The following is a 21,753-nucleotide window of genomic DNA, read 5'->3' as shown; positions in this document are numbered from 1 at the left end:
CTATAATGAATTTACTATTTTAAAAATTGTCCACGACAAGAAGAAGACAAGGCCGATTACAAATATTCATTGTCCGTGTTTTCTATCTGGTTCTGTATAACCATAAACACTTTCACCATTAGGTAATGTTTTTTTGTGATTCATCAGGTGCCAACCAATGAAAACACCAAAGAGTCCACCCAAAATAGCAAACACATAACCTGCATAAATCCATCCCCTATTGTATTTCTCAGGTTTTGCTAGCTCTTCTAGTCGTTGATCTTTTAATGCTTTGATATCTTCAGGCTTCAGATTGTGCCCTCTAGATTGTAATATGGACTGTGCTAACTGAAAATCAAATTTACTCCATTCATCGCTTTTAGTTACAACTTCAATTAATTCCTCGTCAGTGAAATCGAAAAGATAATAATTCTCATCAGCATTTTCAATTTGAGTCTTCGCAGCATCTAAAAGTAATGCATCTGCACTTTCAAAATCTTTTTGTCGTAATTTTAACCTGAATTCTTTATTTAATTGACTGTTAATAAAAGTCAAATCAAAGACAACGGAATTGTCTTCAATTAAGTGTTCTATACCGTACTCTTCTAACAACGATGCTATTTCGGTTATTTGCGCTTCTTCACTATACTTTTGATAGGTTAAAAATTCCTCACTGCTCATGTTGCCATATCTGCTAAATTTTTTATGATTATAAAGATATATGGAGGTTATCATATTTCCGAAATAAATATTTATATTTCAGTACGCAATCTCAAAACTCACATGAACAAGTATATACGACTACACGCCCGGTCAAAAAGTAAAGTCATTTGGACTTTAGTACTTAGCTCGGTAATTCTTTTTTGCATTTATATTGGTATTTTTCAATTGCATTATTACAACAAAGAGTCTGTAGCTTTTATGTTGCTGGCACTTGTTGGAAATTGTTTTATCATTTTACAAATGATGTGGCTTGAAACAAGCAACCTGCTAATTAGAACTCTTTTTGGTTTTCTTTTGCTTGTAGCCGTTAGATTTAGTGCATTAGGAGTTCTGCAGTTACAGAAACTCTATTATGCGCAACAATTGGAAAATCATGGTAAAATAGTAGATGGAAAAGTATTATTGGTGCGGTCGTCAAAGTCCTCTTTGCTTTACGACCACTATATGGTAGTTCGTTATGCTTTAAATAATGAAAACTTTGTACAAAAAATAGGTGACGAGAACCAAAGGTTCAATGAAGGAGACAATCTAAAACTTCGGATATCAACTAAGCATCCGGGGATATTTCAGGTTTTGCAATAGTAGGAATAACTATAAGTATATTGCAGGCATGATACCCCGAGGCAAACTATACATCAGCAATAAAGATCTATTCACTGGCATCTACTATTGTTTTGCTGATTATTTTAGACCTCAAAAAACAGAGATCGCTGGAAAGAACGATAAAAAGTTGATCTGCCTTTCTGTACGTACCGGTTTTGATCTGGTTCTAAATGCATTAGATTTTCCGGCGGGTTCTGAAATTTTAGTAACGGATATCAACATTCCGGACATGTTTAAGATTATAGCTGGCCATAATCTAACCGCTATTCCTTTGCCCGTAAATAAGCAAACATTAAATATATCGCCTGCAGAGCTGGAATCTGCAATAACGCCAAACACAAAAGCCATACTGATCACGCACCTTTTTGGTGCAATTATGGACACTGATGAGTTAATTGCCATTGCCAGGAAATACAATCTGATTGTATTTGAAGACTGTGCCCAGGCCTACGCCGGTAATTTATATGAAGGTAACCCCGAGTCGGATGTGGTAATGTTTAGTTTTGGCCTCATTAAAACAAATACTGCTGTCCGTGGTGCAATAATCAATATCAAAGATCCAGCTTTACATACCAATGTTTCAACTAGAAATGAGCAATACGATAAACAGGATACTTCAAGTTTTCTAAAAAAGCTATTTAAAGCCGCACTGGTAAAACTCCTTACTACTAAAGCCATTTACACCGGATTTTATAGCCTAGCAAAGACAAGTGGAAAAGATTTTGAAGAGGTATTGGCTGGCTTTACCAAGGGATTCCCTGGTGATGATATTTTTAAACAAATTCGTTATCGCCCGTGCTTGCCAAACATAAAACTATTACAAAAAAAGCTGAACAACTTTAAACAGCATGATATTGCCACAAGAATACAGTTGGCCAATGATATTTTACCGCACATCCCTAACAATTACAAAATCGGGACACTAAATACAAAACATACTTATTGGGTACTGCCTGTTGAGTCAAACGATCCGTTACGACTTATCTCCTACCTGCGTAGTAATGGTTTTGATGCTTCGCAAAAAGCATCGAGCTTAGTAAAGTACATCGCCCCTTCCACAGTTGCTAATGCTGACGACCTAATGCTAGATAACCTTGTTTATTTGCCTGCCTACCCTGCCATGAGCAAGCAGGACCGAAATAAGCTGACAAAGCTATTAAGTGAATTCTAGCTAATTAACGGGAAGCAGGACTTTAATTTCTGTTGCAATATTTTCTATTGAGCTGATTGCGATACTCCCGCGGTGCAAGCGGATTATATTTAAGGATAGTGGCAGGCCAATCCCATATCCCTTAAATTCCGACGTATTTGAAGCTCTATAAAAAGGTTCAAAAATATGTTGTACATCACCGGCGGGTATACCAATTCCGTGATCTTTTACAGCAATTGACAATACGTTTGCCTTACTTTCTAATGTTACCAATACGGGTTTATTGTTAGAATATTTGCAGGCATTGCTTACAATGTTTGCTATAGCTAGCTTAAGTAAATTGATATTTGCTTTTATCGTTATCTGGTCTTCCTCGGCTGGCAGGTTACTAAAATCGATTTCAATTTTACTTTCGGGATGTACCTGGTTAACTGTGCGTTTGATATCCCAAAGCAATTCATCAATTCTTACCAGTTCCCAAGGATGGTTTTTACCATTGAAGCCGGTTTGAGCCAACCCTAACAAACTTGTAAGGATATGCTCCAGTCGATCCGATTCGTCTTTTATTTTGGCAAGAGCCAAATAGCGATCCTGACCATCAGCCTCTGATTTCATTGCAAGTTCAACTTCGCCACTAATAATAGTTAGCGGTGTTCTTAACTCGTGTGAAGCATTGCTGATAAAATTGTTCTGTGTTTCGAAAGCTGTCTCTAACCTGTTCAACATATTATTAAAGGTTTGTGAGAGTTGAGCCATTTCATCAGTACCGTATACATCAAGCCTTAAGTGTAGGTTTTCTGCTTTTATTTTCTTTACGCTTTTAATAATCTTTCTTAAGGGATTAAGCATGTAGTTGGAAAATTTCCAACCAACTATAAAGGACATTATTATAGATAGAAAAAAACCAGCGATTAGCGTTTTCTGCAAATCCTTTAGTTCTCTAAATCCAAAGGGATCATTGGCCGAAACAATAATAATACGATCTTGTTGATTACCAGTAAAATATTTTCCAACATAAAAATGATTTTCTTTACGATAACGGGCCACTTTGAGTTTCTTAATTTTATCGTAAAAACTCGATGGCAATTCGACGTCTAATTTTACATTATTGAAGTCACCTTTCTCAATAACAAATTCTTTTTCATCCGGTAAACGCTCTAAATATTGATTACGGACTTTTGCATACATGTTGTCGTTTTTATCTTCGGCAACTCTAATTTCCGCAGCGATGTTAACTCTGGCTTCTAGTCTTTTATAAAAATCTTCAAAAGCAAAATCGTTAGCAAAATACCAGACAAAACCACTCAATAAAGAAATGATAATTGCGGATAAAATAGCGAAAAGGAGTGTTATTTTTCTTGCTATACTCATTATGTGTCTTTATATTTTCTCATCTCTACAAAGATTCTAATATTTGGCTATAATCAAAATATTGGACCTAAAAACAGTAAAGCATATCTCTTTTTTAACATAAAAAAGACATCTATGACAGAAACAGCAATCATAGCTTTTCTCATGATCGGTTTTCAAGCCTACAGGCTCTAAAGACAAACCCTGTTGACGCGCTGAAGTATGAGTGAGGTAAATGGATTAGGCCAGCTTTCTTCTGATTCTGCTCAAAGATTGTGGTGTAACATTCAAATAAGATGCTATGTAATTCAGTGGAACGCGGTATGCGATTTGAGGTTGTTCTGACAAAAACACCTGATACCTTTCAACCGCATCTTGTCCTGAATAAGCATTTTTGAGGCGGATTTTTTCCAGCATTCGCTGCTGATGAATCTCATTAATGAGATCAGCCATCAATGGCAGCTTTTGATATAGTTCCAGCAATTTCTTTTTGCTAATAGCTAAAACATGGGTATCGCAGCATGCCTGGATGCCTTCGCTGGCAATTATTTCCTCGTTAAAACTTTGCAATATGGTACAGAATTGCTTGTCATCAATAAAGTAATAAGTAACATCGGTACCCTTTTGGTTGGTGGTAACTATCCTTAAAATGCCAGTATCAATAAAGAAAAGTGTTTTACATACTTTGCCTTCGCTGAAAAGGTACTCCCCTTCTTTGAAATCTTTGTCCTGAAAATGCGAGCAAATTATAGCAGCTTCATCATCTGTAATGGTTTTGAATGAGCGAAAGAGGGCAATGAGAGTTTCCATGGGTTAAGGAATATCTGCTAAATTAATGTTTTCTTTAGAATGTTTTCTGTGCGGTGCTTTTTACCATTTGGTAAGTGCAGGATTTTAAGCGTTGTGGATCTTTGTATCCATAAAAACAACAACATGGAGAATAAAAAAGTGATCATTTTAGGTGGCAGTTCGGGTTTAGGATTAGCAACTGCGAAAGCTGCAACTGCTGAAGGTGCAAATGTGGTTATTGTATCGAGCAACCAGACAAGGATAGATCAGGCGTTAACGCAATTACCACAAGGAAGCGAGGGTTATGCATTAGATCTTTCGAATGAGCAAAACATTCAGGATTTCTTTAAGCAAACGGGCAACTTTGATCACCTGGTATATACGGCAGGCGAGAACATTACAATGAGTATGGTGGATGACACCGATATTGACCAAGGAAAGGATTTTTTCACCATACGTTTTTGGGGTGCCTTTGCAGCAATCAAATACGGGAAAGATTATATTAATGAAGGTGGCTCGATTACTTTGATGAGTGGCAATTTCGGCCAGCGGCCAAGTAAAGGATATAGCCTTGGTGCAACTATTTGCGGTGCCATGGATGCTTTTACCCGCGCGATGGCAGTTGAACTGGCGCCAATAAGAGTAAACAATATTGCCGCTGGTGTAATCAAAACCAATTTATGGAATAACCTGAGTGACGCCGACCGTGATGGATTTTACAAGTATCTGGAGAGTACATTATTGCTAAAGCGGGTTGGTGAAGCTGAGGATATTGCCAGAGGTTTTGTGTATCTGATGAAGCAATCTTTTGCTACAGGGCAATCGCTGGTCATTGATGGCGGAGCGGTGTTGGTTTAAAATGAACTGTCCGACACTGTACACCTGTAGTTCGATAATGAACGGTTTTATTATCAAACTATAATTAAAACACTGTTTTACAGCAAATTGAAACATATATCAACTCTTGGCACAAACTTGGTAAATTGCAGTTCAATTATATTTAATTGCTAGATTAATATCGCTATGTTCAAGCTCAACTTAAAAATCGCTTTGCGTAACCTATGGAGAAACAAGACTTCTTCGGTGATTAACATCATCGGACTTGCGGTGGGTTTATCGGCCTGCCTCCTGTTACTGCTATACGTGAATTACGAAATGAAGTTCGATCGTCAATTTAAAGATGCAGCTAAAATCTATCAGGTGATGACTAACTTCCAGGATGCATCCGGTAAGATCACAAGTACAGGAACGTCACCTGGCAACGGGATTGCAATGGCCATAAGAAACAAAATTCCTGAAGTAGATATCATTACCCGTATTGCTGGTGGCAATGAAACGCTAATTGCCAATAAGGAAACCGGTTTTAGAAAAGTTGATCTCTTTGCTGACCCTGAGATATTGAAAATATTTAACTATGAATTTATAGCCGGCAATCCGAGTACTGCACTAAATACACCAAATGCTGTAATACTAGGTGAAAGTACTGCAAAGTTGTTATTTGGCACTACTGATGTATTAGACAAAACGGTAAAGTATGCAAATAATACTGACCTGAGGGTAACGGGCGTGATTAAGGATCAGCCAGCCAACACTTCGCTCAGGTTTGATTATTTGATGCCATGGTCTTTTTATGAAAATATAGATGGCGAGGCCCGAAACCCAGGCTGGGGAAATTTCAGTTTCCTTGCTATTGCAAAGGTTAATAACGGAGCTAAGCTTGATCTGATTAATTCCAAGGTCAAAAAACTATTCAATGAAACCTATACAGACCAAAGAAATGAAAACTTCCTATTCCCTTTTTCAGATTTACATTTGCATGGTGAATTTTTAAACGGCAAGAATGTAGGTGGCGACATTGAACGCATTTATCTATTTATTGCACTTGCCTTTGGCATTTTGCTGATCGCCTGTATCAATTTCATGAACATGGCCACGGCTAAATCTGAGCGCAGGGCCAAAGAAGTGGGCATTAAGAAAACGATCGGTGCAACCAGAGGTTCATTGGTTACACAATTCCTTACTGAAGCGATGGTGCTTACTGCTGTTGCGGTGCTTATTGCGGTAGCTATTGTTGAGGCTACCCTACCAATGTTCAATAACCTGCTTGGCCTGGAAATCATAATCGAATACACGAATGCAGGCTATTGGATGGGCATATTGTCGGTAGCAATGCTAACAGGTGTTTTAGCAGGCATTTATCCTGCGGTATTCCTTTCTTCCTTCAATCCTATTCAGACTTTAAAAAAGAAGACGGCAAGGGCAAGACTCATTCCGATAAACCTGAGGCAGGTACTTGTGGTAACACAGTTTTGCTTTGCCATTATGCTGATCATTGCCACACTGGTTATCTATAAGCAAATACAGTTTATAAAGAGCAGGCCCGTAGGTTACAACATCAATTTACTGGCAGAGATGCCTCAAAATGGAGAATTGCATGGAAAATTTGAATTGTTCAAAGAGCAGATTTTAAAGACAGGTGCGGTTACTGCGGTAAACCAGGCATCGCGTAGTATGACCCATGTAAGCAATTGGTTTTACGGATTTAAATGGCCTGGAATGGAGAAACAGGGTGAGGAAATTGTATTTAACCGCCTGGAAACGCAATATGACCTCGTAAAAACAAGCGGTGTGCAAATACTAGCCGGACGCGATTTCTCTAAGGAGTTTGCATCTGACTCTGCTGCTATTATGCTAAGCAGCACCGCGGTAAAAATGATGAAGTTAAAAGATCCGATTGGCAAGATGGTAACGCTTTTTGACAACAAACTAAAGGTAATTGGCGTGTTCAAAGATTTTTTATGGGATTCGCCCTATCACTCAGGACGACCAATGGTTATCAATTTCAGCAAAAATCAGGGAGGTACCATTAACATGCGGTTAAATCCGGCCAATAGTTTGAGTAAAAACGTAGAGCTGATCTCCGCGGTTGCCAAAAGTATAAATCCGAGCTACCCTGTTGAAATTAAGTTTGTGAATGATCTGTATAATGCAAAGCTGCAGTCGGAAAAGATTCTGGGCATCCTGGCCAACTTGTTTGGTGGCATTGCCATATTAATCTCGTGCATGGGCCTTTACGGACTAGTGGCTTACAGCGCCGAACAGCGGACAAAAGAGTTTGGCGTACGTAGAGTTTTGGGTGCCTCTGTTGGAAGCATCATGAGCCTTCTTTCGCTATCCTTCCTTAAAATGGTATTTGTTGCAGCTTGTATTGGTGTGCCTTTGGCTTATTACCTGATGAACAAGTGGCTCACTAATTTTGAGTTCAGAACCACCATATCTTTATCAATTGTGTTAATATCAATAGCAGGAACAGCAATCATTGCATTTTTGACGGTTAGTTTCCAGGCCTACAGGGCTGCAAAGGCGAACCCTGTTGAGGCGCTTAAGTATGAGTGATGGCATTCCATTAATTTATTTAATCCAACCAAACTTTACATCTCTTACAAGAGATGACCTTTCAAGATAGAAAGTTTCAATTAAAATGTCGTCTAAAATCTGCTGCATTTCTTCCTTATTGACTGTGAGTTTATCCCTTCGGGATTTTAAATAGTGTTTATGGATCATCTCCTTTACAAGATCACGAACGGTTTCAAAATCAATTTCTTTACCAAATACATCACCTATTATAAATCCCAGCACCGATATTACAATAATAACAACAGCGATTTTCCAGCTGAAAAAGAAAGCGCATAATCCTAATAAAAATAAAACGATGTCGGCTATTATAAACCAGAGAGGCGGAGATAAAATCTTGAGATTAATACCCAGATTACGCTTCAGTTCCTTTATCATCCTAATCCTGTTTTTTCTCGGTACAATGTTTTCGATTAAGGTATCTGACTTTATAATTCCACTATCAATGGAAAATGTATCGGCTATTGCCATTCTCAGCTTATAAAATGCCTGTTGGCGTGTACATCCGTTATTATTGGCTAACTCAACTTTAGAGAAAATCACATCACACATTTCGCCATATGTGGTTACTTTGAGAAAGTCATCATGATCAAACTTAATTTTAAATGAATGTTCGATTTGCATCAATATATCCTCAAGATCTTCCCTGTCAATCTCTTCAAATCTATTGTAATTTGTATCCGGGTGTTTGTTCATATTAGTGGAATATGAGACCTATTCTAATTAAATAAATTCGGCATAACAAGGGAGCACACATTACCAAAGCCCAAGAAATTTCTTCCTTGCACACGTATTTATTCGATTAACATCAATAACGGTACTAACTCTAAACTCTCGGAATTTATCTAACAGTGCGTCAGATCCTTTATTAAGTTTGTAATTCATCTCTTCTTTGTAAATTGGGTACAGCGAGTAAAAGTTTATCACCTTATTCTCGCTAATTTCCAGCTGAGTAAACTCAGAAGGAAGGTTATTTGATGGGAAAACAAACATACAACCCAGTTTAGTATTCCCTGAAAATGGTTCGGCTTTTTCCCCATTTGGAATGGTATGATATGGCCCTATCCATGTGTCATATTCATGTGGAAATCGGGCAATACTCTTCAACCACCTAACTGGCCAATAATTGTTCTCATCATTAAATACTTCTTCCATAAGCGCGTAAGATTCAGCATTAATTTTCCAACTGGAAGGTAGTAATACGCAAAGTTCAGCGTATTGCAAATTATCAGCTTCTTCGGGAACATTCATAGGCTTATCACTCATTCCACTTGTAACCAATGTATGATACGGGCGCTGTTCAGTCGGTTTAACCCAGTGAACGTCTATATGCACTTTATCGGATACAATTTCGTGAAATACGGACTCGATCTTACCTACATGCTTTTCAATATGACTTGAAATGGCATCAATGTTATCTCCATCTCCGATTGCCGGCTCAAATCCTTTAGGAATATGATTCTCATATCTGTGGACATTGCTACCACCCGAAGTAATTTCATCGCTCATACAAGAAAAAGTTTAATGCAATTTATTGTTTTTTTCGATAAAAGTAAGTGCTACAACTACTCCGTTAAATAAAATATTCTAAGGTACTTGCTAACAGTTCCGTTGTCACTTTCAGCCTCTTTGTCATCAATCAATAGCTTATTGATATCATACATACCTTCATTTAATGCAAAACTAAGTTCATAGGGTTTGCTATCACCAAGCTTTAGAAGAATCTTGGTGTCTTTTGAGTTTCTTAAAAAATTAAGTCCTACGAATAGCGAGCTGAAATTGAACTTTTCTTCGCCATAAGAAAATGGAGGTCTGATGCTAAAGTTAACGGGAGTTTCGGTTCCATCTGTCGATTTTTGGAATACTTTAATTTCATCTTTTGAGTATGCCCCCGCGATTTTGTCATTTAGCAGGTCAGCACCCGTGCTGCTTTTTATAACCAATTTTAATTCAGGTTCGGTTATAGGTGAACAGGCGCATAGCCCACCCCCACCAATATTATTTTTTTTGCACCCTAGATTAGCGATAAATAGTATCGCGCAAACGAATAGAAATTTTTTCATAAAGCTGTTAATTTGGTTTTTACACTAAAACGATGGCAAGGTGTAAAACGCTACTGGTTAAAGGTAAAATAATAAGTACATTTATAATGTAAATAACTTGATATGAAGCTTATCACATCTATCTTTTATCTGATATTTCTATTTACCTGTGCATCGTACGCACAGGAAATAAAAGGCACTTACGCCATCAAGAATGTTAAAACAGGAATGTTGCTTCGCGTTAAGGATGCCAGTGGCAAAAACGGAACTCCCCTGGTTGCCTATGATCCTCAAAACTGGAAATGCATGACCTGGGATTTTCAAAATACCGGGGAAAATACTTATCAGCTCAAAAATTTGTTTACCAAAAAGACTTTTCAGCCACTCGGCGAAGCAAAGGATGCTGTGGTTATGGAGGAACAGCCTCTTGTTGCAGATGCCAAGAATCAGCAATATGAGTTTATTAAAGTGAAAAAAGACATCTACCTGATCAGATTGAAAGCTACCGATTTATACCTTACCCCTGTCGATCCTGAAGGGGGCACCAACTCAGCCATTGTATTAGCAAAGAAAAAGGATTCACCAATACAGCAATGGAGCATTTATCTGCAAAATCCAACGATGTAAAACAATAACCAGAGGGTTAATTATACTGAATTTCTCTAATAGTAACGTAAGAGCTGGTTTTATTCTTGTTAATTAATGAAGTCCAGTTGCCTGTTTTATCATAAACATATTTGAAGCTCTTTTTAAAGTCAAAAGCACCGCTATAATTATAGCGCACCTCCTCCATTAACTGATTTTCAGAATCATATGCGAATTTACTCGTATAAAGTATGTAACCATTGGGTGCATATACCCGCTCGCTCAAACGCTTTCCTTTAACATCTGAAGAATAAATAGCCTGATAGCTCTTATTAGTTGAATCAGGTACAGTATGGGTAAATTTTAACAATACTTTCTGTTCATCATATTTAAATGATTCAGAGTATAGCAATCTGCCTTCGGAACTATAATTAATTAACTTAATAACCTGTCCCAGAATATTATATTCATACCGTTTAAGATAATTTACATCAGCTGAAGTATATTTTTCAGCAAGCTTCTTCCCCCTCTCGTCATAAGCGTATCTTATTCTGTAGGTTTGTCCCACTTCCTCAAAAAGCTCCCCATCCTCGTAAATATAAGACACTTTCTGATTGACCTTAGCGCTGTCAATGGTGTCGTAAACAATCCTTTCTATTAATATTCCCTTTTGATCATAATTGAATTTATTCTTACTTACTAATACCTTCTCTCCTTGAGAAGTATCATAACAACTTTCCATAAACGAACTAATGTTTCCCTTTGGCCTTCTTTCATCTCCAAAAACAGGATACTGACCGTACGATACAGACGGAACTAGGAATAACATGCTTAAAAGAAATCCTACTTTCATATATTGAATCATTCAACTTTAAACCTTAGTACTTGTCGTCCCAGATTTCCTTCTTCATCTACACCTTCCACAGTCACGCGGTAATTGCCTTTCACATCTGAAGTATAAAAATTGAAATTCAATGGCTCATCTTTATTAGCAACGAGCGTTGGGTTCCAATATATGGCGGACCTGAAATCAGAATTACGTTCACTAGTTTTCACATCATACTTAGGTGAATAAAACTCACGAGACTTGCTAAATCCCTGTGGGATGAATTTAGCGATATTAGGAGTGTATGCCTGATCTCTTTTATCGTGTCGCTTGGTTATAATTAGTAACGATGGCTTGCTTCCTTTTTTGGGATCTCTGGTAAAGCTATTAATTAACGCAAGGTTTGTCTTGACCACTTCAATCTTACCAATATTTGAAGGATCAATATCGTTTCCATCAAAAATGTCGGCCATTTGTACAGTATCTACAATTTTACGACCGTCAACATAAACATCCATTGGTAATAACATTTGCTTATTAGTATCAAGGCCTAACTGTCTGGTATGCGGAAAATTAAAAACATTTTTATCTTCTAGTCTCGTAAATACTACTCCATGAATCTGTGCTTGTAAACAAAGCCAGAGTGTGGCACATCTTTCAGGATTAGTTAATACAAAAGTCTGATCTGCGTGTCCCTCGGGAATCTGAACGGGACCCTGCGGTGTATATTTTATACTCTCCAGTCTTTTTGCACGGATAATGATTTCCCTCAAGCGCTTAGACCGATCTACTTTAAACGGTAAAGGATCACTTTGGATCCGGGCGATTTGATTTTGATGATCATTAAAGTCGGGTCCGTTCTTATTGATACTAATTTCGGGAAAAACCGGTTGATCAACAGAAACTTCTACCCTGTTGCCGCCTTTAGGGTTTCTGGCCTGAACATTGAACCTAACTCCATCGTTGATCATCATCCCTTCAATCTTAAACCTTCCATTCTGGTCGGTCCGGGCATCTTCCATAATTCCCGAATTTAACGCAATTAGGGTAACCCTGGAACCTGATACTGGCTTGTTCCCAAGTGTTTTTACGATCCCTGTAACATTAACACCAAGCCCTTCCGCAACATATTTTGGAGGTAATGGATGGTAGAAGTCATTTAAAGTAAACTTCCTGTAGCCCTGAGTTAGCATTAAATTATCCAATTGCCTGTCAATTTCAGTTCCGTTCCTGTTAAAATAGTAGTTCGGATTTTCGATGTATCCTTTTAGATCGGAGGAAAGTAACAGGTTAGACAGGATGGCGCTTTCTTTATCTCCTTTATCGGGTACAAAGGCTTCATTTACTACCGAGACAGAGAAATTGCCTTTAAGCAATTTACCGGCAATACTTACCGGGGCAAGCTGCATTTGAACCAGAGATCTTTTCTTATAAGTTGGCTTATCGGAGGTAACCTGGAGCTTTACGGAATCTGCTTTTTTAATAAAGAATACCCTTTCACTGAGTGGCGACTCCGTTTTTTTATACAATGTAGCTGTGGCAATTCCTGCGGGAAAAAGACTTTTTTTGATTTTTATCACTGAATTTAACTGATCTGTCGTTACAGCTGAGGAGAAAATCTGCTCCCCTCCTGATTGAACCATTAAATTTAACCCTTGAGGCAAGACAGTAAGGTCAGCGGGATTTTTTACCGTAATTGCGACAAAATCCTCGTCAGGTTGGGAAACAGAAAGCACAAAGCCATCATTAACTGCAACAGGAAAATTGATTGTTCGCTCGGATTGATCAGGAAATACAACCTGGGCTTTATAAACTTTACCTGATTGAGGTTTTAACTCAAAACTACCCATTCCTGCATAGGTGCTTGAAAAAGCAATCAGCTCTTTCCCTTCATCATCTATTATTTTCCCATTTATTTTAACTCCAATTCCATTGATACCTATGGCTTTAAATCCAATTCTTGAAGTAATGCCGCTAACTAGGTTCCCTCCTTCAGGAAAAAACTGGACGTCTGTGTCTGCATGCGTTACATTTAACGGCACAACCTTAGTGATTTCGTTATTTGCATTAAGCCTTAAATTGCTTTCAAGATATGCCGTTTTAGCTAAGATTCTTTCATCGTTTACCAGCAGGATTTCTACATTACCTGCCTCATCCGTTTTAATGGAGCTATTCTTTATCGTGTTATCCTCTGAAATCACTTTGTATCGAACTACTTTGCCCGAGATAGGTTTACCTTCGGTATCTACATAGTTAATTTTGGTGTTGATATGCATTTTACCATTGATTTTTTCATATCTGGTAGAGGCAACTGCCTTAGCTTCGTTTACATAAGTATTGCTTACGGTAAAGCTATTATCAAAAAAATAATCAGGGTCCTTATTTCTCATCCAATGTGTATAGGCTCTAATTCGATAGATTCCTGCCTGACAATCATCGCCGAAGACCAAATCTCCACTGGCTGTGCCTGCCGCAACTGGGAGCCTGATCGATCTATAGACCGAATCTTTTTCATTAATTAGATCAACATATACTGAACCGCTTAATGTTGATAAAACATTTCTTGATCCCTGTGTTACGTATGCTTTAAACCAAAGTGTATCTCCAAGATTGTAATTAGGCTTGTTAGTATGAATGTATACCTTTTCCTGCTGAAGAACCTGGGCTACAGTTCCATGTAAAATGGAGGTGAAAAGTGTAACCGTAATGAGCAGAGATAATAGACGAGCGTTTTTTATTATCATGTTAGGTTTCTCTAGTAATTTGCACCTAGTTTTTTGGTGGTGGCGGGGTAACTATTATTTGAAAATCTCCTGTGGGTTTTACATAGGTTGAGGTGTCATCGTTAGATTTAATCATGGAAAAAACGAAATTATGTTTATTTTCCTCTGATTCAACACTACCTTTAAGTACATTAACTTCACCACTACCATCAAATTTTAGCTTAACTAAATACTTTTTTTTTGTATCTGGATTACGAACTTCTACCAAGAGAGAATCTCCATCTACCTTACCTTTGTAAATCATTTTTTTCGGATCTTTTATTTTATTACCAGTATAAACTTTTTGATTTATTTCTGTAACTACTATCTGGTTCTTGACATTGTCAATATCATGGATCCTCCAGGTAACATATGAGACATGCTCATATTTCCGCTTAGAAACATCTATGCTTGATCCACCCCATGTTCCAGTAAATTTATTTAAAGTATCAGTTTGCTTGCTTTGAGCCTTAGACGTATTGATTATAAAAAAACAAGCTATAATAAAAACTGCTTTTAGATGAGAGGTCAAATACATAAGAGGTCAATTTGGTTTTCTTAAAGATAAGTAGATATTTTCTAATAACAATTTATGGATAACTCATCCTTAAACTATCTATCTAATTATTCAGCGCCTTAATCAATAGTTGGTCTTTAGATTTCACTTTAAAACCCTCTATCCAAATCTCCCCGGCACCAAGCATTGTACCCCGATAATTGGTAAACATATTACACGTACATGCGTCTTTGATCTTTCTCTTAAATTCGGCATGAAAGATCTGACTAAAATTGACAGACATCTGCTTCTGGCTTTTAATTGCAATTCTCTTATGATTTAAAGTCACATTTATCGGGTATTTTATACGGCTTATTAACCACTGGCGATCATTTTCAAGAATGGCGTCTTTTGCTTTTTTCATAAAATTCTCTACCTCAGAATCTGTAGCAAAAGAACCGTATCTATGGTTTTCTGATCCGGACACAATTGAACAGAGAGTGAGTTTGAGATCATAAGATTTGGTTTTATCAGAATTTGTCCATACGCCTTCAAATCTATCTTTATCGTCTGTAAATACTTTACCCGTAAATATCCCATTGGCTCTTCCATTGACCATTTCGGTTAATTCTATTACATCCCCATTAATTTTACCAGTCAAAGGAATCTTCTTTTCAAATTTCTTGTAGCAGTAGTTGCCTTTTAGTGTTCCATTACTAAACCTGTATATAGACAATTGGACATCGCTGTTCCCTAACTTTCCAGTAAAGTCAACCCAATGATTTGGTCCAATCTCTAAAGCTTGAGCAAATGAGATTGAAAGCATGACTAAAATAAAAAGGAGGGATATTTTTTTCATTGCGTTAAGTGTGCTACTCCGTTAGCCAATTTTTAATAAACATCAAAACTAACACGATGATAAACATAATAATCCCGTAAAAGGGTGTACGAAATACCCAGTGTCTATCGCTTGTGGGTATTCTGTCGAGTTTTCTGAGTTCGTTAGGATCCATAAAATAAATATAATGAATGCGATTCAGACTTCAAACAGCCCCTGTTTTCTTTCGCCATATTCCTTTAATACTTTATTCCTTTGAACCAGCAAATCTGTTACATATCGGTTAAGAAAAAGCACATTTGCCAGTTTCCCCAGAACTCCAAGCGGAGAAATGTAATTAAAAACATCTGTCATCAGTGTTCCAGTTTCCTTTGCTTCAAAAATATGCTCGTGCCTAAATGACTTAAAAGCTCCGAAAACCATTTCATCAACAAAATATTCTGGAGATTTCATTTCGGTTATTTTAGAACTTAATCTCTGTACAATCCCAAAATGTCTGGCTTCCCATGTCACCGATTCATTTATTTCAATGAGCCCCGACATCTTTCCTGCAACGGCCCTTTCATTGGTATGTACCGTTGAGATTTGATGGAGATCGATGCTTCTGGCAAGATCAAAGACCGTTGCCCGATCAGCATTTATGAAAGTTTCAATTCTGATAATTGGCATGCTTTAATAACTTATGTTAATGTGTATCAGGAAAGGGTATCGAAACGGAACTTTCCTGTTTTTGCATTTACCTGGCTTCCATTTAGGCATCATTCGGAGTATTTTGAGTAGATCCTTATCCGAAACGGTATATGCATCAGGCTCTTTACCTGGAATCTTCTCATCAATAATTGCACCATCAACATCAATGATAATCTCAAATTTAAGTGTGCCTTGAATATAATTCTCGTCAATTGTCCTGTTTTTACTGATATACTTCATCAATGCCTCAATACCCCCAGGAAATTCGGGAAATTCATCTACATAACTGTAAATATTTCTTTTTAATTTGGAATTATATTGCTTTACGCAAGAGTTATTTTCGGTTACAAGAGTATAAGGACGTGCACAACCTAGTAAGAAAAACAGACCAAGAAATAGGATTAATGTTTTCATCTATTACTTCATTCCTAGTGTTTTGATGGTGGCGGAGGCAGAACTACTACCTCAACCTCGTCTTTTGGTTTCACGTATTTGGAAGTATCATCGCCATTTTTAGTCAACAAAAACATCAAACTATCGTTAGTTCCAATAGGTTCAACTTTACCAATTAGCATAGAATGTTCCTCATTCTTGTTAAGGCTTAATTTAACCAGGTACTTATTCTTTGTTTTAGGATTGCTGATTTCTATAGAGAGCGTATCCTTATCAATGTGCCCTTTGTAAGTCGCTTTTTTTGGCTTTTTTATCTCTTCATAACTCTCAAATCTTTGACCTATTTCTGTAAGCTCAATTTGATTTTTTGAGTTGTCTATGTGATGAATTCTCCAGGTTATGGAATAAGGCCTATAGATTTCATTTTCATTAAGGCGTTTTGTGGCTACTCCGCTCCATGTTCCAGTAAATTTGTTTAAAGTATCCGTTTGCTTGCTTTGAGCCATAGCTGTATTGATTATGAAAAAGCAAGTCATAATAAAACCTGCTTTTAGTTGAGAGGTTAAATGCATGCGAGGTTGATTTCGTTTTGAAGATAATGAACTTTTATCTTAAAAAAGGAATAGCCGGCTGATAGAATACTTTTCTGGTATTGTAACTTCTTATTGTATTTACAATGATGAAAACAAGATTAACAGCATACAGTATGGGCACCATCAGTATAAATGACTCTATAGCTCCTAAATTAAAAATTCTAAATCCCCTAAATATTGAGCCGCCAATATGAAAGATTTGGATAACCATGGGAAAAATAGAGAAGAACATAACTAAAATGCACCAGGATATTTGAAAGTTCAATAGTCTTTTACCGGTCTCATTTATGTATTTAATTTTATCCTTTTTGAGCATCCACAGTGCCAACGGCACTACTATCCCCAGTATTGGAAAAGCTATAAAACTGAGTGCGGACAAATTTAGCACAGCCAGAAAACCTCTATCTTCACTTTCTGTCCAATCTGTCAATTCATCAGGAGTTACATTTAAAGCCTTTGCCAAACGTTGTAAGGTATCCCCTCTTGCTTCAGTCTCTCCTCCCTCAATTCGTTGAATTGTTCTTAGGCTAAGTTGAGATTTTTCAGCTAGCTCTTCCTGGCTCATGCCTTTGCGACTGCGTAGTTCTTTAATCTTTTTTGCTAAGTCTATATTTTTCATTTTAGAACGTTTTATGTACATGACAAAGGTATTATTAAGGCCGAAATTGTTTTGCGACTTGTTTACGACATATTTACGTCATACATGTCTAATAGCCTTTATTTACATTTAAAAGCTCGGCATATACAAATAAAGGAAATGTTTCAGTGGTTTCACCCCATAATCTAATCATAAAGAAAATGACCTTAAATTAGTTGACTTTGTCAACCATAATTATTATTTTTGTTTATGGATAAACATGATGTAGATAAAATCAGAGCTTTTAATAGGTTTTATACCAAAGTGATTGGCTTGCTTGACAAATTCCTACTTGACAGCAAATTTACACTACCAGAAGTAAGGGTAATGTATGAGATCTATCACGCTAAAAAAATCAGTGCCAAAACAATCACTGAGCTACTAGACATGGACAAAAGCTATTTAAGCAGGGTATTGCTAAGTTTTGAGAAAAAAGGACTGATAGCAAAAACATCAGATCATGTAGATGCCAGAGTGCAACTGATTGCATTGTCGGCTACAGGTGCAAAGGAGTATGAAAAACTCAATAAGGCCAGTGACAATCAAATTGCAGACATCATGGAAAATCTCAATGATCAAGAGGTTAATAAACTGATCTCGCACATGCAAGCTATCCAAAATATTCTTTCAAAAATTAGTAAATAAGAAATGGAAAAGACACAGGACATTACCATCCGCACAGAAATAAGACCAGGTGATCTGGGATATGTAATATACAGGCATGGCAAGATATATGGTGAAGAGTACAATTATGGTGTAAACTTTGAAACTTACGTTGGTGCAGGGTTGCACGAATTTTATAAAAATTATGATCCCGAGCTCGATCGGGCATGGATATGCGAACAGGGGCCTAAGATAGTGGGTTTTATGCTATTGATGCACCGCGAAAACAGTACCGCCCAGTTGCGCTATTTCTATTTTGAGTCTGAATGTCGGGGATTGGGCCTGGGCAACACACTGATGCGGCTTTTTATGGATTTTGCAAAAGAACGTAAATATAAACATGCCTATTTGTGGACAACTGATCATTTACCGGCAGCTCATCACCTTTACAAAAAATTTGGGTTTAGATTAACAGAAGAAAAGCCTTCAAATGATTTTGGCAAATCGCTTGTTGAACAACGTTACGACCTGGCTTTTTAAGCAATCAGCCCGTTATTGATAGCAAATGTAGCCAGCTGACCTGTGCTATTTATGCCCATTTTTCTGAAAATGTTTTTTCGATGAGTTTTTACTGTATGTTCTGAAATGAACAGTTTACCTGCTATTTCGGCACTTGTAAGCCCATTTACAACCAGGCGTATAATTTCAATTTCCCTTTCACTTATGTGATAAGGTAAATGCTCAATTGGATTAATAAAATCAGTAATGCTATCAAAATAAGATTTACTGTCGATTACCCGCTCTATGGCCTCTAACAGATCCTTGCTTCCCCGGCTTTTTAAGAGACAACCATCGGCCCCTGCCTTAATCAATTGGTCTATATATGACTTTTCAGGAAACATGGTTAATATAACCACCTTTGTTTTAGGGCTATTTTTTTTGATCCATTCTGTACACTGAATTCCATTAAGCTTTGGCATATTTATATCCAGAATTACCAAATCGGCCTTTCTTTGCAACATTAACTCAACCAGTTCCTGGCCATCAGTTGCCGTTCCTATGATTTTAAGATGAGGCTGCGCTTTTAGTATTTCACTCAGCCCCTCCACAAAAATAGCATGATCATCTGCAATGTAAATCAATAGCTCATTCATAGTTTGTGATTTCTATAATGTAAGTAATTCCATTAGACAAAGAGTCGAAAGTGAGTTTTCCGTTAATGTGGCTCACTCTTGATTTGATATTGCTTATTCCCATTCCGATTGATGCCTGATCGTTGATATCAAAGCCTTTTCCATTATCCTCATAAATCAAGGTAACATCACGATCTATTACCGTAATTTCAATTCTCGCCTCACTTGCCATGGCATGTTTTAAGGTATTCGTAAATAGCTCCTGGATGATCCTGTACAGTTGCAAAGATATTTCTTCGGGCAGTGGACTTGCTATATCGATAACTGCCAGCACCTTTAGCTTGCCTGATTCATTTATAGCTTCGGCGAGTTGTAGCAGTGCAGCTTTTAATCCGAAGCCCGACAAGGCCCTAAGGTCTAGTTTATGCGAAAGTTTCCTGATTTCCAGACCCAGATCCTCTGCTATTACATTCATTTTTCCGTTCAATTCTTTGATGTAATCCGGATCAGCATGAGTAACCGATAAATCGCTGTAAATCTTTAAGGTAGCAAGTAAACTACCTACATTATCATGTAATTCTGCAGCTATCCGCTTTCGTTCCTGCTCCTGCGCCTCTATAAGCACATATGCCGACTTAAGTTCCTGCTTTTGCATCAATTCTTCAATTTCTTTATAGGCTTTTGCTTTGGCCGCAAGTTTTCGCTGGAATGCGAAAACAAACCAGATAATCGCCACCATCATGAGTACCATTGATGATGTGCCCAGCAGAAGATAGATCAGGTTAGACATTTTTTTCCAATTAACCAGAAACCATACCCTATGATAACATTTTTAAGAATATTTGAAATGCACTGAAAAACCCAGGCATTCTTATAAAATCCATCAGGTGTGCCAGATAATATTTCTGTGCCCAGCAAATACGTAAAAAGTGCACCAGACGCATAAATTAACCAACCTGAGGTAATGATAAAGGCTGGCCTTTCGTTTAAGGGTGTATAGTCATAGTCGTCATTATAGATCTTATAAAAGTACATTAGTCCCAGCACAATAAGCAAGATCATGTTAAATGCCCAGGCAAGCGAATTGAAGCTATGGATATCCTGTAAAAAAAGTGTATTTAAGACGTTTGCAAGTGATATTGCGATTAACGCCAGCCAATGAATTTTTCTAAAAATCAATTGGTTGTAAAAGCAATAAACAAGCGCAATTTCTACTAAAGCCAGCAGGTGAAATGCCGGCATATTATTAATATGCAGTTCTGCAGTGATCAATGAGTATATTTTTAATATCGAGGAGATAAGAAATAATATACCCAGCAACGTGTAAGGCATTTTTTTTTGAGCAACAAACAACCATGCGGTTAAAGGCAGGATCTCAGAGACATCTGATACCGATGAGATAAAAAAAATAGCGTCTCTAAGATCCGGCATTAGTGATTTATTCTGTTAAGAGCGTTAATTTACATTGATTTGGGCATGGTCTTGTGTCGCCAACGATAATTGGGGGGCCAACTATAGGTGCCACTTTATACAAATCATTACCACTTTCAAGAACCGGTATTAAAATTTCATCTCTTTTAGGGGTTTTGGAAGTATCATTAGGACGAATCGATACGGCATGATAAATTCGCACAGCAACGATTTTCTCTCCTGCGGTTTTATTATAGGTATCAATCTGTTCCATAAAGGTACGGAGTGTGTTCAATCCATATTCAAAACCAAAAATATGTTCAGGATCATTCGGTCCGGTTGTGGCAGCAAGATAATAGCCGATGCTTTCCCTTGCTCTTTCTTCGGAAATGGGGTTCCCTGCGTTGATCAAATCTTGTGGATAGGTTTCGCAAACATCTAAGTTTGCAGCTACTTGTGGTGAGTGGGTTTGAGTTTCCATGTTAATTAGATAATAATTATTAATTGATATAGTCAAATTTGATATTTGATATCCGCAGTAACAATACCCCCCTGGTGGTATTATTATAAATACATGCACTAATTTAAAACATTTACTGTTACATCCGGCACGGGCAGCACTTGGAATAAAAAAATAAAACCATTATCTTATGTATTAAATTCTACCCTGTACCTGCCCCTATAAACGATTCGGTCCAGGTTAAATAATAGAAGGAGTTACACAGCGGTTACATAGC

General features: G+C 37.3%; 25 protein-coding genes. 7 read left to right on the top strand and 18 right to left on the bottom strand.

Translation table 11 applies throughout. The features are described 5' to 3' along the window. Window positions 1-66: 66 nt before the first annotated feature. Window positions 67-660 (bottom strand): hypothetical protein, encoded by a 594-nt coding sequence (locus tag HQN86_RS19355; RefSeq protein WP_172662540.1) that lies wholly within the window; start codon window positions 658-660, stop codon window positions 67-69. Window positions 661-762: 102 nt separating this feature from the next. Between HQN86_RS19355 and HQN86_RS19350 the strand changes: the two genes are divergently transcribed. Then, complete coding sequence (locus HQN86_RS19350) at window positions 763-1,284, top strand: DUF3592 domain-containing protein (RefSeq protein ID WP_172662539.1); 522 nt, start codon at window positions 763-765, stop codon at window positions 1,282-1,284. A 28-nt stretch (window positions 1,285-1,312) separates the two neighbouring features. Next, window positions 1,313-2,476 carry an aminotransferase class V-fold PLP-dependent enzyme gene (locus tag HQN86_RS19345; protein WP_172662538.1) on the top strand — a complete coding sequence of 388 codons (1,164 nt, stop codon included), beginning with the start codon at window positions 1,313-1,315 and terminating at the stop codon, window positions 2,474-2,476. On the opposite strand, the gene HQN86_RS19340 is transcribed toward HQN86_RS19345, so the two are convergent. Next, window positions 2,477-3,826: a sensor histidine kinase gene (locus HQN86_RS19340; protein ID WP_172662537.1), complete on the bottom strand. Its 1,350-nt coding sequence runs from the start codon at window positions 3,824-3,826 to the stop codon at window positions 2,477-2,479. A 219-nt stretch (window positions 3,827-4,045) separates the two neighbouring features. Beyond that, complete coding sequence (locus HQN86_RS19335) at window positions 4,046-4,615, bottom strand: Crp/Fnr family transcriptional regulator (RefSeq protein WP_172662536.1); 570 nt, start codon at window positions 4,613-4,615, stop codon at window positions 4,046-4,048. 123 nt (window positions 4,616-4,738) lie between these two features. On the opposite strand from HQN86_RS19335, the gene HQN86_RS19330 reads away from it, so the two are divergent. Continuing rightward, entirely contained in the window at window positions 4,739-5,452 is a 714-nt protein-coding gene (locus HQN86_RS19330) for an SDR family oxidoreductase (protein ID WP_172662535.1), read from the top strand. A gap of 165 nt (window positions 5,453-5,617) precedes the next feature. Then, window positions 5,618-7,990 carry an ABC transporter permease gene (locus HQN86_RS19325; protein ID WP_172662534.1) on the top strand — a complete coding sequence of 791 codons (2,373 nt, stop codon included), beginning with the start codon at window positions 5,618-5,620 and terminating at the stop codon, window positions 7,988-7,990. 15 nt (window positions 7,991-8,005) lie between these two features. On the opposite strand, the gene HQN86_RS19320 is transcribed toward HQN86_RS19325, so the two are convergent. The 3 genes from HQN86_RS19320 to HQN86_RS19310 are packed head-to-tail and all read right to left on the bottom strand — an operon-like array spanning window position 8,006 to window position 10,071. Then, complete coding sequence (locus HQN86_RS19320) at window positions 8,006-8,704, bottom strand: hypothetical protein (RefSeq protein ID WP_172662533.1); 699 nt, start codon at window positions 8,702-8,704, stop codon at window positions 8,006-8,008. 60 nt (window positions 8,705-8,764) lie between these two features. Further along, the gene (locus HQN86_RS19315) at window positions 8,765-9,517 is read right to left on the bottom strand and encodes a suppressor of fused domain protein (protein ID WP_172662532.1); all 753 of its coding nucleotides are present in this window, start codon (window positions 9,515-9,517) and stop codon (window positions 8,765-8,767) included. Window positions 9,518-9,573: 56 nt separating this feature from the next. Next, complete coding sequence (locus tag HQN86_RS19310) at window positions 9,574-10,071, bottom strand: hypothetical protein (RefSeq protein ID WP_172662531.1); 498 nt, start codon at window positions 10,069-10,071, stop codon at window positions 9,574-9,576. Between the two features lie 102 nt (window positions 10,072-10,173). On the opposite strand from HQN86_RS19310, the gene HQN86_RS19305 reads away from it, so the two are divergent. Next, window positions 10,174-10,677 (top strand): RICIN domain-containing protein, encoded by a 504-nt coding sequence (locus tag HQN86_RS19305; protein WP_172662530.1) that lies wholly within the window; start codon window positions 10,174-10,176, stop codon window positions 10,675-10,677. A gap of 16 nt (window positions 10,678-10,693) precedes the next feature. Here HQN86_RS19305 and HQN86_RS19300 read toward each other — a convergent pair whose 3' ends face one another. The 8 genes from HQN86_RS19300 to HQN86_RS19265 form a co-directional block, all read right to left on the bottom strand. After that, window positions 10,694-11,488 (bottom strand): hypothetical protein, encoded by a 795-nt coding sequence (locus HQN86_RS19300; RefSeq protein WP_216854459.1) that lies wholly within the window; start codon window positions 11,486-11,488, stop codon window positions 10,694-10,696. A gap of 8 nt (window positions 11,489-11,496) precedes the next feature. Next, window positions 11,497-14,205, bottom strand: a complete 2,709-nt coding sequence (locus HQN86_RS19295) for a carboxypeptidase-like regulatory domain-containing protein (protein WP_172662528.1) — start codon at window positions 14,203-14,205, stop codon at window positions 11,497-11,499. A gap of 25 nt (window positions 14,206-14,230) precedes the next feature. Continuing rightward, window positions 14,231-14,761, bottom strand: a complete 531-nt coding sequence (locus tag HQN86_RS19290) for a hypothetical protein (protein ID WP_172662527.1) — start codon at window positions 14,759-14,761, stop codon at window positions 14,231-14,233. Window positions 14,762-14,843: 82 nt separating this feature from the next. After that, the gene (locus HQN86_RS19285) at window positions 14,844-15,578 is read right to left on the bottom strand and encodes a hypothetical protein (protein WP_172662526.1); all 735 of its coding nucleotides are present in this window, start codon (window positions 15,576-15,578) and stop codon (window positions 14,844-14,846) included. 177 nt (window positions 15,579-15,755) lie between these two features. Beyond that, window positions 15,756-16,226 (bottom strand): SRPBCC family protein, encoded by a 471-nt coding sequence (locus tag HQN86_RS19280; protein WP_172662525.1) that lies wholly within the window; start codon window positions 16,224-16,226, stop codon window positions 15,756-15,758. Window positions 16,227-16,229: 3 nt separating this feature from the next. Further along, window positions 16,230-16,661 (bottom strand): hypothetical protein, encoded by a 432-nt coding sequence (locus HQN86_RS19275; protein WP_172662524.1) that lies wholly within the window; start codon window positions 16,659-16,661, stop codon window positions 16,230-16,232. Window positions 16,662-16,675: 14 nt separating this feature from the next. Next, window positions 16,676-17,176, bottom strand: coding sequence for a hypothetical protein (locus HQN86_RS19270; protein ID WP_172662523.1), 501 nt, complete (start codon window positions 17,174-17,176; stop codon window positions 16,676-16,678). A 70-nt stretch (window positions 17,177-17,246) separates the two neighbouring features. Beyond that, on the bottom strand, window positions 17,247-17,852 hold the full coding sequence (locus HQN86_RS19265; RefSeq protein ID WP_172662522.1) for a helix-turn-helix domain-containing protein: 606 nt from the start codon (window positions 17,850-17,852) through the stop codon (window positions 17,247-17,249). A gap of 228 nt (window positions 17,853-18,080) precedes the next feature. Here HQN86_RS19265 and HQN86_RS19260 point away from each other — a divergent pair, with 228 nt between their 5' ends. Then, window positions 18,081-18,515: a MarR family winged helix-turn-helix transcriptional regulator gene (locus HQN86_RS19260; protein ID WP_172662521.1), complete on the top strand. Its 435-nt coding sequence runs from the start codon at window positions 18,081-18,083 to the stop codon at window positions 18,513-18,515. A gap of 3 nt (window positions 18,516-18,518) precedes the next feature. Further along, window positions 18,519-19,013: a GNAT family N-acetyltransferase gene (locus HQN86_RS19255; RefSeq protein WP_172662520.1), complete on the top strand. Its 495-nt coding sequence runs from the start codon at window positions 18,519-18,521 to the stop codon at window positions 19,011-19,013. Here HQN86_RS19255 and HQN86_RS19250 read toward each other — a convergent pair. The 4 genes from HQN86_RS19250 to HQN86_RS19235 are packed head-to-tail and all read right to left on the bottom strand — an operon-like array spanning window position 19,010 to window position 21,497. After that, entirely contained in the window at window positions 19,010-19,627 is a 618-nt protein-coding gene (locus tag HQN86_RS19250; RefSeq protein ID WP_172662519.1) for a response regulator transcription factor, read from the bottom strand. The genes HQN86_RS19255 and HQN86_RS19250 overlap by 4 nt on opposite strands. Further along, window positions 19,620-20,396 (bottom strand): sensor histidine kinase, encoded by a 777-nt coding sequence (locus HQN86_RS19245; protein ID WP_172662518.1) that lies wholly within the window; start codon window positions 20,394-20,396, stop codon window positions 19,620-19,622. Before HQN86_RS19245 ends, HQN86_RS19250 begins: the two co-directional genes overlap by 8 nt. Then, window positions 20,384-21,037 (bottom strand): hypothetical protein, encoded by a 654-nt coding sequence (locus HQN86_RS19240; RefSeq protein ID WP_172662517.1) that lies wholly within the window; start codon window positions 21,035-21,037, stop codon window positions 20,384-20,386. Before HQN86_RS19240 ends, HQN86_RS19245 begins: the two co-directional genes overlap by 13 nt. A 7-nt stretch (window positions 21,038-21,044) precedes the next feature. Next, on the bottom strand, window positions 21,045-21,497 hold the full coding sequence (locus tag HQN86_RS19235; RefSeq protein WP_172662516.1) for a hypothetical protein: 453 nt from the start codon (window positions 21,495-21,497) through the stop codon (window positions 21,045-21,047). Between the last annotated feature and the right edge of the window lie 256 nt (window positions 21,498-21,753).

It is taken from the genome of Pedobacter panaciterrae (genome assembly GCF_013204795.1).
GTDB lineage: Bacteria > Bacteroidota > Bacteroidia > Sphingobacteriales > Sphingobacteriaceae > Pedobacter > Pedobacter panaciterrae.
This window is presented reverse-complemented; position numbering and strand designations above follow the sequence as displayed.

What these genes read in the sequence shown, in the direction of transcription:
- HQN86_RS19355 (WP_172662540.1), bottom strand. Translation starts at nt 660, where the DNA reads ATGAGCAGTGAGGAATTTTTAACCTATCAAAAGTATAGTGAAGAAGCG.
- HQN86_RS19350 (WP_172662539.1), top strand. Translation starts at nt 763, where the DNA reads ATGAACAAGTATATACGACTACACGCCCGGTCAAAAAGTAAAGTCATT.
- HQN86_RS19345 (WP_172662538.1), top strand. Translation starts at nt 1,313, where the DNA reads ATGATACCCCGAGGCAAACTATACATCAGCAATAAAGATCTATTCACT.
- HQN86_RS19340 (WP_172662537.1), bottom strand. Translation starts at nt 3,826, where the DNA reads ATGAGTATAGCAAGAAAAATAACACTCCTTTTCGCTATTTTATCCGCA.
- HQN86_RS19335 (WP_172662536.1), bottom strand. Translation starts at nt 4,615, where the DNA reads ATGGAAACTCTCATTGCCCTCTTTCGCTCATTCAAAACCATTACAGAT.
- HQN86_RS19330 (WP_172662535.1), top strand. Translation starts at nt 4,739, where the DNA reads ATGGAGAATAAAAAAGTGATCATTTTAGGTGGCAGTTCGGGTTTAGGA.
- HQN86_RS19325 (WP_172662534.1), top strand. Translation starts at nt 5,618, where the DNA reads ATGTTCAAGCTCAACTTAAAAATCGCTTTGCGTAACCTATGGAGAAAC.
- HQN86_RS19320 (WP_172662533.1), bottom strand. Translation starts at nt 8,704, where the DNA reads ATGAACAAACACCCGGATACAAATTACAATAGATTTGAAGAGATTGAC.
- HQN86_RS19315 (WP_172662532.1), bottom strand. Translation starts at nt 9,517, where the DNA reads ATGAGCGATGAAATTACTTCGGGTGGTAGCAATGTCCACAGATATGAG.
- HQN86_RS19310 (WP_172662531.1), bottom strand. Translation starts at nt 10,071, where the DNA reads ATGAAAAAATTTCTATTCGTTTGCGCGATACTATTTATCGCTAATCTA.
- HQN86_RS19305 (WP_172662530.1), top strand. Translation starts at nt 10,174, where the DNA reads ATGAAGCTTATCACATCTATCTTTTATCTGATATTTCTATTTACCTGT.
- HQN86_RS19300 (WP_216854459.1), bottom strand. Translation starts at nt 11,488, where the DNA reads ATGAAAGTAGGATTTCTTTTAAGCATGTTATTCCTAGTTCCGTCTGTA.
- HQN86_RS19295 (WP_172662528.1), bottom strand. Translation starts at nt 14,205, where the DNA reads ATGATAATAAAAAACGCTCGTCTATTATCTCTGCTCATTACGGTTACA.
- HQN86_RS19290 (WP_172662527.1), bottom strand. Translation starts at nt 14,761, where the DNA reads ATGTATTTGACCTCTCATCTAAAAGCAGTTTTTATTATAGCTTGTTTT.
- HQN86_RS19285 (WP_172662526.1), bottom strand. Translation starts at nt 15,578, where the DNA reads ATGAAAAAAATATCCCTCCTTTTTATTTTAGTCATGCTTTCAATCTCA.
- HQN86_RS19280 (WP_172662525.1), bottom strand. Translation starts at nt 16,226, where the DNA reads ATGCCAATTATCAGAATTGAAACTTTCATAAATGCTGATCGGGCAACG.
- HQN86_RS19275 (WP_172662524.1), bottom strand. Translation starts at nt 16,661, where the DNA reads ATGAAAACATTAATCCTATTTCTTGGTCTGTTTTTCTTACTAGGTTGT.
- HQN86_RS19270 (WP_172662523.1), bottom strand. Translation starts at nt 17,176, where the DNA reads ATGACTTGCTTTTTCATAATCAATACAGCTATGGCTCAAAGCAAGCAA.
- HQN86_RS19265 (WP_172662522.1), bottom strand. Translation starts at nt 17,852, where the DNA reads ATGAAAAATATAGACTTAGCAAAAAAGATTAAAGAACTACGCAGTCGC.
- HQN86_RS19260 (WP_172662521.1), top strand. Translation starts at nt 18,081, where the DNA reads ATGGATAAACATGATGTAGATAAAATCAGAGCTTTTAATAGGTTTTAT.
- HQN86_RS19255 (WP_172662520.1), top strand. Translation starts at nt 18,519, where the DNA reads ATGGAAAAGACACAGGACATTACCATCCGCACAGAAATAAGACCAGGT.
- HQN86_RS19250 (WP_172662519.1), bottom strand. Translation starts at nt 19,627, where the DNA reads ATGAATGAGCTATTGATTTACATTGCAGATGATCATGCTATTTTTGTG.
- HQN86_RS19245 (WP_172662518.1), bottom strand. Translation starts at nt 20,396, where the DNA reads ATGTCTAACCTGATCTATCTTCTGCTGGGCACATCATCAATGGTACTC.
- HQN86_RS19240 (WP_172662517.1), bottom strand. Translation starts at nt 21,037, where the DNA reads ATGCCGGATCTTAGAGACGCTATTTTTTTTATCTCATCGGTATCAGAT.
- HQN86_RS19235 (WP_172662516.1), bottom strand. Translation starts at nt 21,497, where the DNA reads ATGGAAACTCAAACCCACTCACCACAAGTAGCTGCAAACTTAGATGTT.